General features: G+C 42.0%; 10 protein-coding genes, 1 pseudogene and 1 other annotated feature. Of the genes and pseudogenes, 7 read left to right on the top strand and 4 right to left on the bottom strand.

What is annotated here, in order from left to right:
- Positions 1 to 180: 180 nt before the first annotated feature.
- The 3 genes from BM049_RS05410 (at position 181) to BM049_RS05400 (ending at position 1,989) form a co-directional block, all read left to right on the top strand.
- The gene (locus tag BM049_RS05410; protein WP_091529304.1) at positions 181 to 1,032 is read left to right on the top strand and encodes an aldo/keto reductase; all 852 of its coding nucleotides are present in this window, start codon (positions 181 to 183) and stop codon (positions 1,030 to 1,032) included.
- A gap of 313 nt (positions 1,033 to 1,345) precedes the next feature.
- Positions 1,346 to 1,546 (top strand): cold-shock protein, encoded by a 201-nt coding sequence (locus BM049_RS05405; protein WP_091529302.1) that lies wholly within the window; start codon positions 1,346 to 1,348, stop codon positions 1,544 to 1,546.
- A 161-nt stretch (positions 1,547 to 1,707) separates the two neighbouring features.
- A complete protein-coding gene (locus BM049_RS05400) occupies positions 1,708 to 1,989 on the top strand; it encodes a VOC family protein (RefSeq protein ID WP_091529301.1) in 282 nt (93 codons plus the stop codon).
- A gap of 381 nt (positions 1,990 to 2,370) precedes the next feature.
- On the opposite strand, the gene BM049_RS05395 is transcribed toward BM049_RS05400, so the two are convergent.
- The 3 genes from BM049_RS05395 to BM049_RS05385 all read right to left on the bottom strand — a co-directional run bounded on the left by BM049_RS05395 (position 2,371) and on the right by BM049_RS05385 (position 7,182).
- Positions 2,371 to 4,194 (bottom strand): ABC transporter substrate-binding protein, encoded by a 1,824-nt coding sequence (locus BM049_RS05395; protein ID WP_091529299.1) that lies wholly within the window; start codon positions 4,192 to 4,194, stop codon positions 2,371 to 2,373.
- A 63-nt stretch (positions 4,195 to 4,257) separates the two neighbouring features.
- Complete coding sequence (locus tag BM049_RS05390) at positions 4,258 to 5,721, bottom strand: ABC transporter permease (protein WP_091529297.1); 1,464 nt, start codon at positions 5,719 to 5,721, stop codon at positions 4,258 to 4,260.
- Positions 5,722 to 5,736: 15 nt separating this feature from the next.
- On the bottom strand, positions 5,737 to 7,182 hold the full coding sequence (locus BM049_RS05385) for an ABC transporter permease (protein ID WP_091529296.1): 1,446 nt from the start codon (positions 7,180 to 7,182) through the stop codon (positions 5,737 to 5,739).
- 118 nt (positions 7,183 to 7,300) lie between these two features.
- Positions 7,301 to 7,581 (bottom strand) — a binding site (T-box leader).
- A 257-nt stretch (positions 7,582 to 7,838) separates the two neighbouring features.
- Between BM049_RS05385 and BM049_RS12090 the strand changes: the two genes are divergently transcribed.
- The 4 genes and pseudogenes from BM049_RS12090 to BM049_RS05365 all read left to right on the top strand — a co-directional run bounded on the left by BM049_RS12090 (position 7,839) and on the right by BM049_RS05365 (position 12,768).
- Positions 7,839 to 9,569, top strand: a complete 1,731-nt coding sequence (locus tag BM049_RS12090) for an ABC transporter ATP-binding protein (RefSeq protein WP_091529294.1) — start codon at positions 7,839 to 7,841, stop codon at positions 9,567 to 9,569.
- A 227-nt stretch (positions 9,570 to 9,796) separates the two neighbouring features.
- Positions 9,797 to 10,657, top strand: a pseudogene (locus BM049_RS05375) (ADP-ribosylglycohydrolase family protein).
- Between the two features lie 136 nt (positions 10,658 to 10,793).
- On the top strand, positions 10,794 to 12,149 hold the full coding sequence (locus BM049_RS05370; protein WP_091529292.1) for a YjiH family protein: 1,356 nt from the start codon (positions 10,794 to 10,796) through the stop codon (positions 12,147 to 12,149).
- A 190-nt stretch (positions 12,150 to 12,339) separates the two neighbouring features.
- Positions 12,340 to 12,768: a hypothetical protein gene (locus BM049_RS05365; protein WP_091529291.1), complete on the top strand. Its 429-nt coding sequence runs from the start codon at positions 12,340 to 12,342 to the stop codon at positions 12,766 to 12,768.
- 111 nt (positions 12,769 to 12,879) lie between these two features.
- On the opposite strand, the gene BM049_RS05360 is transcribed toward BM049_RS05365, so the two are convergent.
- Positions 12,880 to 13,734 carry a CPBP family intramembrane glutamic endopeptidase gene (locus tag BM049_RS05360; protein ID WP_091529289.1) on the bottom strand — a complete coding sequence of 285 codons (855 nt, stop codon included), beginning with the start codon at positions 13,732 to 13,734 and terminating at the stop codon, positions 12,880 to 12,882.
- Positions 13,735 to 13,806: the final 72 nt, after the last annotated feature.

The raw sequence follows: 13,806 nt of genomic DNA, 5'->3' as shown, positions 1-13,806 counted from the left end.
GTTTATCACACTTGAGGGAACCCAGAGAATTATAACTCTGGGCTTTTGTCTATAATAAGGTTAGATAAGAAGAGAGTATTTTTAGTAATGGGTGCAGATTGTTTATTTTTTAATCAAATTTTCGTTATAATGATAGAAGGAACGTTTTCTTTTACACTAAATAAACAGGAGGAAATAAACATGGCAAGTTTACAAGATACATACACCTTATCAAACGGTGTAAAAATCCCTGTCCTGGGTTACGGGACATGGCAGGTGACCGACCCGCAGGAAGCTGTTGAGGGAGTGGTGAATGCAGTTAAAGAAGGCTATCGTCATATCGATACAGCACAGATGTACAAGAATGAAGAGTACGTCGGAAAAGGGATCAAAGAATGTGGTGTGCCCCGTGAAGAACTTTTTGTGACAAGTAAACTTAACAACAACAATCACGGTTATGACAGAGCCAGAAAGACCATTGAAGAATCACTGGAAAGACTGGATCTGGATTATCTTGATCTGTTCCTGATTCACTGGCCAGTCGTCAAAGAAAATGGTGGAGACTGGAAACAGGATAATATCGATACCTGGCGGGCACTCGAAGATTTGTATGACGAAGGGAAACTGAAAGCGATCGGTTTAAGTAATTTTGCTGTCCCTCATCTTGAAAATATCGAGGAGAACTGCCGGATCAAACCCATGGTCAACCAGATCCGTCTCCATCCAGGCGTCCTTCAGGAAGATACGGTCGAGATGAGCCGCAAGCAGAACATGGTTATTGAAGCCTGGTCACCTCTATCTCCAATGAAATATATGGAAGAGAATACCAAAGTTCAGGCTATGTGCTCTGAGTATGGTAAATCGATCGCTCAAATCCTTTTAAGATGGAGTCTGCAGCATGGATTCGTGACACTGACTAAATCTGTACATGAAGAACGGATCAGACAGAATGCTGATATTTTCGACTTTGAACTTTCTCAAGGGGATATGGACTATCTGGATAGTCTGAAATTTGATGAACTAAGTAAACCTGACGACTTCCAGGAAAGATAAGTGCCTGCAGTTTAATAGTCTAGTTGATAATAAGTATTCACTGGTAAAAAAACTGTATTCATTTTCTATGGTTAAAGACAGAGAAACCATTGAAGTGAAAGGAAGTATAGATAAAGTTATACAGTTAAGGGCCGAGGATTGAGTCAAAATTGTGTCTAATGCCAAAATAAGTTTGCTTTTCCTTAGGCGTATGTTATACTAGGTTTAACATATTGTAAGAGACAAACAACGAACTGTGTAATGCATTCCGAATTGGCCTTTAAGCAATAATGTAAATAATTTGTGCTGAATGGCACGAGGAGGAATTTTTAAAATGGAAACAGGTACAGTAAAATGGTTTAACGCAGAAAAAGGTTTTGGATTTATCGAACGTGAAGGCGGAGAAGACGTATTCGTACATTTCTCAGCAATCCAAGAAGAAGGATTCAAATCTTTAGACGAAGGACAAACAGTTAACTTCGACATCGAAGAAGGAAACCGTGGACTTCAAGCAGCAAACGTAACTAAAGCTTAATTAACTTAAACTTTAATTTGAAGGCAAGGATATGATTGATTTCATATTCTTGTCTTTTTTTGTTGAGAAGTGCTGGTTGTTGAAACAGTGTGCTGAAGAGTTAAATAAGGATAGAAGAGAATGCAAAAAGTTTGAATTTCGTTTTTGATAGGAGCAAGATCATGAAAGCGATCGTCCGATATCTGTGGTTTGATACCGAAGCAAAGATAGCCGCTGAGTTTTACGTCAGTTTATTCGATGATTCCAAAATCACCAGTAGCTATATTTTAGAAGACATTCCATCAAGCGATTCAACGGCTGTGAATTTTGAACTTGACGGCCAGCCCTTTGCCGCCATCAGTGCAGGTCCTTATTTCACGTTCAATCCGTCACTGTCTATAATGGTGCACTGCACATCAGAAGAAGTAGATGAACTGTTGCGGGCGGCTTGGATGATCTTCTAGAGACAGGGACACGGAAGCAATCAACCATGGGACGCAGGCATTACTTCAGATGAAAAAATCAATACGAAGAAACTTGAAAAAGCTAAACACGAAAAAGGCCGAAAAAACTGTTATAGTGTGAAAAGTATTCTGATGATTGATTGAGTTATATAACGACAACTTCTTAAAGATATATTATATAAACTGTTCACTAAATGGCTATTGAGACCAGTTCCTGGGAAGATACAGTATAAACTGGTCACTAAATGACTATTGAGACTATTTCTAGTGACTGGGCGTTATTAAAGTCATCACAATACTGCTAGAAGAATGCTTTTTCTTTACTAGACGCAAAAAAAGAGGGTAGGACTTTTGTCCTACCCTCTTTTTAATTATATTTTACTATTCAGCAGAATCTTCATAGTTCTGATAGAACTCTTCTACTTTTGACTGATCAGGAATCAGTTCATTGCCTGTATCTACCAAAGGAGTCACTGTTGTGTAAGCTTTTAGTTTCAGCCCATCATAGGCTGCACTGATTTCGTCCTGATTGATGGAGTAGAGAATGGATTTACGCAAGTCGGCACTTTGAGCCACGTCACGGTCACTGTCTACATTGATCATCAAGTATTTCACGCCATTACTTTGTCTGCTCTGCAGCGTCAGGTTTTCTTCAGCTTCAACCACTTCATATTTTGTTTCGCCTAAGCCGTACATCAAGTCGATTTCTTCTGAACGCAAGGCTGACAAGGCACTGTCTTCGTCTCCAATGAAACGAACGGTGACATTGGCAATATTCGCTTCATTTTCCGTCCCATTCATATATGCCGGATTTTTCTGGAACGTCGCTTCATAATCGTTTTTCTGGATCATGATGTAAGGTCCGCTGGCATACAAATGATTGTCATAGGTGTCGCCTTCCGTTACAGCACGCTGATCGCCATAGGGCACATCGGTTGTGATGTCGAAATTATCGATATCATAGGTGTTGATGCTTTCCACCTGCTCTTGTGAGACGATGCCGGCAGACTGGTGAGCCAGGTAGTTCAAGACTTGCGGGAAAGGTTCAGTCGTTGTCAGTTTAATGACCTGATAGTTTCCGGCTTCATTATTTACATCATCTGCAGATTCGACAACAGATGAGATCGGTGCATCCAGTTCAGCTTCCAGCGCTTCAAGAACAGAACCGCTGCCGTCAGTCAGTTGTGTTTCTTCTAATTCTGAAAGGTCAGAAAGCAGGCTGACAGTGTCAATATGTTCATGAAGACTGTACGTACGGTGATCAGGGACAGCATCCGGATTTTTTGCACGATTTAACGAATAGATCACGTCAGAGCCGCTGACCATGTCTCCAGTATCGACAGCTTCCATGTCTTCAACTGCAGCAAAGTTGATATCATCACGTAAAACGAAATAGTAATCAGAGTTACCTTCTGCTATCGCATGACTGTAGCTAAGTGAACCGTCTGAAACGACCTCATCGTCATCAGTGAGGTTGACAAGTCGGACATACATATTCGTATTCAATTGATTGATGGAACCGTCATTCCCTTTGATCGGGTCTAAAGAAGTCAGATCACTCATGGTTTGAGTCAGCATCAGTGTTTCTGAATCGTTCATGGATTCGTCATTATAGGAAACAGGTTCCCAGGCAAAAGCACGAGATTTTGAAAGGCGGATGGTATCCGGATCGAGCAGATCGTGATTGAATGCCTGAGCTTTCAATGAGTTATATAGAGGAACGATATAAGCTTCTTGATCAACAAGCTCATGTTCCAGTTCGTCATACGTTTCAGTATATTCATCCGGGGTCTGCAGAGCGGCTTCATTGATCAGGGCATCGACTTCTTCATCATCGATGATACTGTTGTCACCATTGCTGGTAAAGAGGGAACGTACAGCATAGTCCGGATTTCCTGTGACTGTTGTCCAGCTTGCAATAGACAGATCATAGTTACCTGCATCTCTTAACGAGCGGTAGCTCGCATAATCCGGTTGAGTATTTAAAGTGACATCGAAACCGTTTCGGTTCAACTGGTCACGGACGATATTAAGATCCGTCTCATCAGCTGCAGAACCTAAAAGTTCAAGGGATATTTTCTCCGTTGTCTCAACTGACTCGGAATCCTCTGGAATAGAATTCGCTTCGTCCTCTGTCTGAACATCACAAGCTGCTAAAGAAAGGCTCGCAGCGATCGTCAGGAAAGGTAATAGTTTTCTTCTCATTTGTAAATCCTCCTATAATATAATGTTACTTTTTTTAAAATTGTTACCAATAGTTAGAACGGGCTAGTTCAATCGTGGGTCTGTTGCATCCCGAATGCCATCTCCAAGAAAATTAAAGGATAAGACCAGAAGTATGATTGCCAGACCGGGATAAATTGCCAGGTAAGGGTACGTTTCAAGGTACTGACTACCGATACGCAATATATTGCCCCATTCCGGCACATGAGCTTCCACACCTAATCCCAGATAACTCAAACTGCTTGTCGCAATGACGGCTGTCCCGATCGTCAACGTGGAGCGAACAATCATAGGGGCCATCGCGTTTGGAATAACATGTTTTAAGATGATCTGCTTATTGTTCTGCCCAAGTGCACGGGCGGCGTCGATATATTCCAGGTTAGTGACCTGAAGGACGTTGGCCCGCATGGTGCGTGCGTAAGATGGGATATAACCAAGACTCAGTGCGATGATCAGATTAGTCGTTGATGCCCCAAAAGCGGCAACGATCGTAATGGCCAGCAGCAGTCCAGGAATGGCATAAAGGATATCCAGAAGTCGCATGATGATATTGTCTGTCTGCCGACCGTAAAATCCTGAAATGGCTCCGAGCGCCCCTCCGATAAGCAAGGGGATGGCTGTAGCAAGAACACCGACAGATAGAGAAATCTGTGATCCGTAAACGATTCGGGTAAAGACGTCGCGTCCAAAATTATCTGTTCCGAAGGGATACTGGATACTTGGATTCTGCAGGATATTAGCATAATCATTCTGAACAGCAAATGAATAACTGAAAGTGAAAGTGCTGGTCAAAGCTAATGTCAAAAGGAACGAGATAAACAATAGACCAAGCAGTGCCGCATGGTTTCTGGTCAGTTTTTCGCGAATACTGGTCTGACGTTTTCCTTTTGAATAAGGCTGATTATCGGCATAAAAAGAAGCAGCGACCAGAAATACCAGTAAATTGCCTGTGAGTCCGGATAAGAGAAGGAGACCCAATGCAATTCTCTGAACACCAGGATTCCAGCTATAGATCTTCTGACCGAAGGCAAGAATCAGACTATGATACACTAAGGTGATAATCAAGACAGATAATCCGACAAGATAATAATTTGTAACGAAAGGCTTGAAGAGGTTCAAGCTGGTCACGGCAATGATCATCATATCTACGAGTACCATATAAATAGAATATATCAGCCCGGTACTCAGGGATTTCTTGAAGGCCATGATACCTGAAATGAACGTGAACAGATTTCCGGTCACTATACCGAAAATCATAAGGGCGGCCAGTGAACGCTCAACTGCGGTTTTTCTGTCAGCCCTGAATGCGCTCTGTCTGACACGATAAAGTAAAAGCTGATGAATGAAACTGAACCCAAGGTTTACTGCTCCGATCAGCAGAAGTGGCAGTGAAAAGCTGAAGGGCTGCAGTTCGATACTCAATATCAGCCATAATATTGAATAAGCCCATGTCAGGCCATTATTGAACTTTAATTGTTCAATGATTTGATTGGTTTGATAAGATCTCATTATTTACACCTGCTTTCATTGGCTGTTCTTAATTCGGGATCTAATACGTGGATCAAGGAAACTGTATATCAAGTCGACGATAAGATTGACGATCGACAGGGCGATGGCGATATAGATGACGCCGCCCATGACACTGGGAATATCGGGAACGAACTGCTTGTTGACGATATAACTGCCCAATCCTCTGATATTGAAGACTTGTTCGGTAACAGCAGCTCCACCAAGCATGGCACTGAATTGAAGACCGATGATCGTTATGACGGGGATCAAGGCGTTTGGTACCGCATGTCTCAAAATGACACGCTTGCTGGATAAGCCTTTTGCCCGGGCAGTCAGAATATAGTCTTCGTTGATCACTTCCAGTGTAGAAGAACGGGTCATCCTTGCCACGGAGGCCATTAACGCTGTGCCCAGGACGACAGCCGGCATGATGAGTGATGCCAGATTAGAGGCACTGTATGTTGCCGGGAGCCATCCCAAGTTTATCGAGAAAGTCAGGATGAAAATCAGGCCTTGCCAGAAACTGGGGATAGAAATACCGATCAGGGCGATAAACATAAATAAGTGATCAAATGTCGTATTGGCTTTTACAGCGGCATAAATTCCTGAAGGCAGTGCCACAGTAACTGAAAACATCAATGCAAAAAATGCGAGCTGCAAGGTGACTGGGAATCTTCGCATGATCGTGGCAACGACTCGTTCGTTTCCTTCAAATGATATCCCCAAATCAAAGGTGAAAACACCTTTTACTGTACGCCAAAGCTGTACAACATACGGATCATTCAGTCCATGTACCTGATTGAAATTCTCGACCTGCTGAGGAGTCGCTTGCTCCCCAAGGATATTCAAAGCTGCATCAGATGGCGAAAGATGGAGCAGCGTAAATACGATCACTGTAACCCCGACGATCACGAACAGCATGGCAACAAGACGATTGGCAACATAGCGGATCACAGGGACAGATACGACCCATAGAAGCAGGTACATTGGGAAGCCAAGTATAATAGACAACAGAAAACCCAATGGTTCTCTTAGCCAGCTCGTCGTTTCATGCAGAAAATCCTGTGGTCGGATATCTGATTTTCTGTATTGGTCATCGATCCGTTTTTTTATTTCCCGCTGTCTGGCTCTTTGATAGTAATGCTCCGCATTCTTTTCGATATCGGATCGGGAGACTGACTGATCAAGAAAAGCTGTTTTTCTTTCTTCCTGCCGTAGTAGTTCTTTTTTTAACTCAGCTGATTCCCCACTTTCTTCGAATTGATGCTCAATTATAGAAATGAGGCGTTTCGATTCGTCCCTGTGTTTGTTAAAGAGGTAGCGGATCAGGACAAGAAGTTGAAAGGGAAAACTCAACAGTTTCAGTCCCCAGGAAACATGGCGTTCTTGCGACGCCGTTTTATAGGCTTCACTTACAAGAAACCTGTAAGCGGCCGGTTTATTTATATCTTCTTTTTTCATGAACATGTCCTCCTTTCATTCAGTTATTCAAAAGACCTTACTAAAGTCAAAACCTATTAGGATATATAACTACAATAAAAAAAACCTTAAGCAACTGATCTTCTGTTACGAAGGATTGCTTAAGGGCAAAATATGAAATTTTACGGTTCCACCTTAAAAATACATAAAGAGACCACAAATAAGTTGTGGAGAACTTTATGACTCTTGATTCGGTACGGCGTCAAAAAAGACGGATATACCGACATGCTGTAACGGGCAAACCCGATATGATCTAAGGATTTAATCGTTCGATCATATAACTCCAAGATGCACTTCCAGGTTTTCATCCAGGTCCCCTTTCACTATCCGGGACTCGCTTTACTTTCATCCAACCTGTACTTTTCTTTTTATCGTCTTTTTGGTTGTGTACAACTGAATGTAAATATATCAGATGTATTTGGACTCGTCAAGCCTAATTGAAAAAAATACTGATTTATTGTAAGGAATCACTGGAAACACAATTGAATAATGGTATTAAATCAAGAGAAAATGGGGACCTCCACTGCCGGTAAGAGAAAAAAGGTTTCTTTTTGTGACAAATAGTGTTACATTTCTAAAAAAGCACGTGAAGAAGAGAGACTCACTATCACTGAGTCCTGAAAATGAAGGAGTAGACAATGGAAACATTATTAACTGTAGACAATCTATCGGTTTCTTTTTCAACAGGAGATACCATGCAGCAAGTAACGTCCAATGTATCATTTGACGTTAAAAAAGGTGAAACGATCGGCATCGTAGGTGAATCTGGAAGCGGGAAAAGTGTCACGGCACGCTCGATCATGCAGCTCTTGGCTCCCAATGCGCACATCCATCCGGAAAGTTCCATCGCCTTTATGGATAAGGAACTCCTCACCTTGACGGAAAAAGGCATGCGGGATATAAGAGGGAATGACATCGGTATGATCTTTCAGGATCCCATGACTTCATTGAATCCTACCATGACCATTGGTGATCAGATCACAGAAACGCTACGCTATCATGAGAAACTGTCGAAAAAAAAGGCTGAAATCAGAGCGAAAGAAATAATGGAGCAAGTCGGTATAACAAAAGTCGAAGAACGTTACAGTCAGTATGCTCATGAATTTTCAGGGGGGATGCGCCAGCGCATGATGATTGCTTTAGCTCTGGCATGTAACCCGGCCCTACTTATTGCCGATGAACCCACTACCGCCTTGGATGTGACCATTCAAGCTCAGATCCTGAACTTACTGAAGGACATCCAGAAGAAGTTTGGTACCTCGATCATAGTGATCACCCATGATTTCGGTGTCGTTGCGAATATGTGTGACCGGGTGATCGTGATGAAAGAAGGCCAGGTCGTTGAATCAGGAGAAACGCAAACTGTTTTTGAGCATCCCAAAAAGGATTATACTAAAATGTTATTGGATGCCATCCCAAATTTGCATAAGGAAAAATCAGGATCACATAAAACGAAACTCGCTGAAATACGCTCAGGTCAGCGCAGGAAACTTCTCGAAGTCTCCCGTTTGAATAAATTTTTTTCGCTTGGCAAGAAAGAAACCCTGAAAGCTGTGAATGATATCAGTTTCTCGATTTATGAAGGGGAGACGCTTGGTCTTGTGGGTGAGTCGGGTTCCGGAAAATCAACGACCGGACGGACCCTTTTACGCCTTCATGAACCGACCAGTGGTGAAACTATTTACGAAGGCTTTGATTTGAATAACTTATCTCTTGGAGAAATGAAAACGATGCGCAAGCATATCCAGATGATCTTCCAGGATCCTTATGCTTCATTGAATCCACGTATGAAAATCATCGATATTATTGGAGAAGCGATCGACGTTCATCGTCTGGCAAAAAATAAAAAGGAACGGACAGAACGTATCCTGGAACTGCTTGATCTGGTAGGCTTGGATAAAAGTTTTGCACAGCGCTATCCCCATGAGTTTTCCGGTGGACAGCGTCAGAGGATAGGGATCGCCCGCGCCTTAGCTGTTGACCCGGAATTTATCGTACTGGATGAACCTCTATCGGCTCTTGATGCTTCCATACAGATTCAAATCGTCGACTTACTGGAAGAGCTTCAGACAAAATTCAATTTGACCTATCTGTTCATTGCGCATGATCTGGCGATGGTCAAACAGATATCGGATCGGGTCGCCGTGATGTACAACGGTCAGATCGTTGAACTTGCTGATGCGCAAGAACTGTTTGATAATCCCATCCACCCGTATACACGGAAATTACTATCCGCGATTCCTGTACCCGACCCCCAATACGAAGCGACCCATGAATCGATCGAGCAACTGGATGATGAAGGATTTGATCTTGAAAAAAGCAGATTTATTGAAATCAGTCCACATCACTGGGTGGCCAAAGAGGTATAGCCGGTCAAAATCATACAGTCGAGTAAGACTCGATCTCCGAATAGGGATCGAGTCTTTTTACTGCATTAAAAGCCATAAGAAATAGCTTTAACGAAGAGGAAAACGATTTTCCGGTAACGCATTAAGAGTGGAGAGACCTGAAGAGCTAAGTTTAAAAGTCTAAATAGATGACCCCTTAATATATATTCAAGTATAATAAAGTATGTGACATGAAAGGTGGAAGTGTAATGCTTGGAGCTATTGTTGGTGATATAGTGGGGTCAAGGTTTGAACATACTGAGCATAAAGGCAAGGATTTCGAGCTGTTTACTCCAGAGTGCCGGCCGACTGATGACAGTATAATGACGCTTGCTGTGGGCAAGGCGATCATGGAGACAGAGAGAAACAAAGATGCATCTTCTAATGTAAATGATTTTGATACCATAGATTACGAAATGCTTGAAGAGTCCGCAGTTTTATACATGCAGAAGATTGGTCGAAAATATCCGCAATGTGGCTTCGGAGGTCATTTTCTAGACTGGATCTTCAGTGACGTTCCTCATCCTTATAACAGTTATGGAAATGGTGCAGCTATGCGGGTCAGTGCTGCCGGTCACGTGGGCAGGAATGAGATGGATGCACTGGAAATAGCCACAAGAGTGACAAAGGTTTCTCATGATCACATGGAGGGGATAAAAGCTGCTGAAGCAGTAACTCTAGCGATTTATTTGGCCAGGAAAGGTCTGTCTAAAAGTACGATCTTTTCCAGATTAAACGCGGACTACTATGCCTTGAATTTTAGTCTGGATGACATCAGAGAAGCCTATAGATTTGATGTCTCATCTCAATGATCTGTACCTCAGGCAATCAGAGCATTTATAGAGGCCACCTCTTTTGAGGACGCTATTCGTCTTGCTGTATCTATAGGAGGAGACAGTGACACGATCTCGGCCATTACCGGATCGATAGCTGAAGCTTACTACGGGGTCCCTTACAGTATAAAAGAAAAGGCTTTAAGTTATCTGGATGATGACCTTCTTGAAATCTATGAGGAATGGCAGGAGTTTATCGGATTCCAGATCACTGAGAAGAATATGAATGATACATAATTTTTTAATCCTTATTATGTATTTTTATACACCAAATATCCGTTTGGTGTATGTTTAAATTATAAAATTGTAATTGTAATTGTAATGTATTCTGGTGTGTGCTATTCTAAAAAACGAAAACAATGGAGGTTACTATATGATAAATAAGTTGAAATTTATATTTCTATCGCTTTTCGGTTTTGTTTTTTTTCTCGTTCCTTTTACAATTGGTGGCGAGAGCAAGATCATGCTCTCTCACATCATTGATTTTGTAAAAAATAACATACTGGATGAATTTCTTGCGTTCACAGCTGCAAGTGCCTGGGTCGTATTGATCGGAACAGTGATCTTTATATTCTATACATCCCAAAGTAAGACCATCAATAACATGTTTAAAGCATCGCCGTTAAACGTAATATTAAGAATTGTAGGTTCATTCCTATATCTGATGATACTTAACAATTGGTTTGAAGGCTATGCGTTCGCAGGTCCAATATTAGACCCATATACCGGTGGTGTCATGGCAGGAGCCGATGGGCTGTTGACGACACTTTACATAACATTCTTTGTGGGGATCCTGGCACTGCCATTACTCACTCACTTTGGTATTGTTGAATTTATCGGTATCCTGCTCGGTCCGGTAGTTGAGAAACTGTTCCGAGTTCCCGGCTATTCAATGATCGACGCGATCGCTTCCTTTGTGGGCGACGGGACGATCGGAATCGTCGTGACCGATAAGCAGTATCAGCGGGGATATTATAATAAAAGAGAAGCCTACATTATCGCAACCAGTTTTTCAGTTGTTGGTATTGCTTTCGCAGCCGCCGTTGCTGATGAGTTAGGCTTTGGGAGTATCTTCCCGATTTTTTATGGGTCTATTTTATTAGTTACGTTGATCATTGCCTTTATCACAGCACGCTTACCACTTAAGAAATTTGAACCCAAGTATTATCAGGGGAAAACACCTAAGACCGTAGAGGTTCCTGAAGATGAAACAGTCGTTGAATACGCCTATGACTCTGCTGTAGAACAGGCTAAGGATACGAAAGTTTTAGATGCGTTTATTGAAGCAATCAAAAACATCATCCATATTTATATCGGATTTTTACCAATCATTATGGCGGTCGGTACGATTTCACTTATCATTGCCGAGTATACACCATTCTTCGATATCATCAGTGCACCGCTGGTTCCTTTATATGAGTTCATAGGATACAGCACAGATGTTGCCGGACAGATGGCGCCCGCATCGCTTGCCGGTTTTGCTGACATGTATTTGCCGGCACTGTTCATAACTGGCGCTGAGAGTGAAGCTGCCCGTTTCTTTATTGGAGTTCTGGCCTTTACTCAGCTGGTATTTATGTCTGAAACCGGGATGATCCTGGTAGAGACAAAAATCGGCTTGAATTTCTGGGATGTCATTAAAGTCTTCCTGTTTAGAACGATCCTTTCTATACCGCTGTTGTATATCATTACAAATATTTTAGTTGCCATGAATGTTCTTTCATTCTAAGAACAAGCACAGGATAAATTAAAATTTAATCAGGCACGCATTCTATTCGTTTAAAAGCTTATAGGATGCGTGCTTTTTCAAATGGTGATATAGTGAAAGTGTGTACAATAGGAAAGTTTAGAAGTTAAGTCAGACTGGAATGTAATCAAGTAAGAACAGCGAAGCAGATGTTTTAAAGAGGAGGTAAATCATGGATCACATCGTCTATGTGGATGCGAAAGCAAAGGAACTGGATAAACTCATCAACAGTGAAAAAACAGCGATTATCAGAGGAGCAGCGGGGAGGAAACTTCCATATGGAAAAGTCGACATCGGAGATATGTTGTATTTTATCAATAACAATGGTGAAGGGAAAATAAAAGCAAAAGCTGCTGTAACACATGTTTTAAACACTGAAAAACTGACGAAGTCTGAATCTGAACAGCTCGTGCAGGCTAATCAGGACAAGCTGCATCTGACTGAAAAACAGTTTTCGCGGTGGGCGGGTAAAAGATATCTTGTCCTGATCGAAGTGGACCAGGTCGTTGAGGTCGAGCCTTTTAAAATAAACAGAGAGGATTACGGAAATATGGATGACTGGTTACCTGTGGGTTCGATAGACAAGGTGAAAAACAGCTAAGATATCATAATATAAATCGCTTTGAACTTACGCCCTGAAGTCAGAATAAATAATAAGCTGACTTCAGGGACCTGCATAACAGCATAAGGATGTTATGCTGTATGGAAAAGATTAGCCACTTTTATTTTTCAACGTGCCGACTGGAAAATATTTAGTCAAAAGCAGGACAAATCCCCAGGTAGCTAATGCGGGAACAGTTCCCATAACAGGGTGTTCTATTGTAATGTCTCCGAGAAAGAGGGTCGTTACCGTGTTTAACCAGGCATGAAACAGGATCATGAGCAATACACTTCTGGAGTTCAAGTACAGCCAGGAAATGATAAAGGTCTGACCAATGATGGATAGAGTAAAGCCTGCGAGTGAGAAGAGAGTGAAAAGCAGACCATCAGAATAATACAAATAAATGACATACGGGAAATGCCAGATAGCCCAGACCGTGCCCAGGATCCAGTTCATCTTTTCAAAGGAATAAGCTTTTTCAAGAAGTTCCAGCGCGAAACCTCGCCAGCCGGGCTCTTCTAATCCACTGGTCAGGATCTGGTAGATAAGGAAAGGAAAGAACATCAAAAAGGGTAGTTGGGAATTGAAAAAAGCGGCAAAAGGGATGGTCAGAACTATGCCAATGACAACCACTGCTGAGAGTATCAATAAAGGGAAAATCAGAGCAGCAAGGTACCATTTCAGCTTGACTCGCCAGCGAAAAATGTTCTGTACTAGCCGCTGACGCCCCTTCTTCTTATAGTAATACTGAGTAACGATCAGCGAAGCCACGAGTGGACCATAGACACCAAAACGAAAGATGAGGAAAGGTAGCAGTCGATCCGATTGAAGGTATTCCACTGTAATCATAGATGAAAATGAAGGATCATCAAAGCCTAGAAGAAATGCACTTATCCAGCAGAGCCACGTTATACCATAAGTTATCAATACATAGTTGACTAAAGCACGTCTGTTAATGGGGGTCATCTCGGCTCATCCTCTCCTTGTTATGTAATCAAAAAAGTGGGCAATGGAAGTGGCCATGAGCATAAATGTTTA

The organism is Alkalibacterium subtropicum (genome assembly GCF_900112455.1).
Lineage (GTDB): Bacteria > Bacillota > Bacilli > Lactobacillales > Carnobacteriaceae_A > Alkalibacterium > Alkalibacterium subtropicum.
Note: the sequence above shows the minus strand (reverse complement) of the source record. Positions and strands in the feature narration are given on the sequence as shown.

Excerpts from the sequence above, each read along its gene's own strand:
- BM049_RS05410 (WP_091529304.1), top strand. The coding sequence starts at position 181 with ATGGCAAGTTTACAAGATACATACACCTTATCAAACGGTGTAAAAATC.
- BM049_RS05405 (WP_091529302.1), top strand. The coding sequence starts at position 1,346 with ATGGAAACAGGTACAGTAAAATGGTTTAACGCAGAAAAAGGTTTTGGA.
- BM049_RS05400 (WP_091529301.1), top strand. The coding sequence starts at position 1,708 with ATGAAAGCGATCGTCCGATATCTGTGGTTTGATACCGAAGCAAAGATA.
- BM049_RS05395 (WP_091529299.1), bottom strand. The coding sequence starts at position 4,194 with ATGAGAAGAAAACTATTACCTTTCCTGACGATCGCTGCGAGCCTTTCT.
- BM049_RS05390 (WP_091529297.1), bottom strand. The coding sequence starts at position 5,721 with ATGAGATCTTATCAAACCAATCAAATCATTGAACAATTAAAGTTCAAT.
- BM049_RS05385 (WP_091529296.1), bottom strand. The coding sequence starts at position 7,182 with ATGAAAAAAGAAGATATAAATAAACCGGCCGCTTACAGGTTTCTTGTA.
- BM049_RS12090 (WP_091529294.1), top strand. The coding sequence starts at position 7,839 with ATGGAAACATTATTAACTGTAGACAATCTATCGGTTTCTTTTTCAACA.
- BM049_RS05370 (WP_091529292.1), top strand. The coding sequence starts at position 10,794 with ATGATAAATAAGTTGAAATTTATATTTCTATCGCTTTTCGGTTTTGTT.
- BM049_RS05365 (WP_091529291.1), top strand. The coding sequence starts at position 12,340 with ATGGATCACATCGTCTATGTGGATGCGAAAGCAAAGGAACTGGATAAA.
- BM049_RS05360 (WP_091529289.1), bottom strand. The coding sequence starts at position 13,734 with ATGACCCCCATTAACAGACGTGCTTTAGTCAACTATGTATTGATAACT.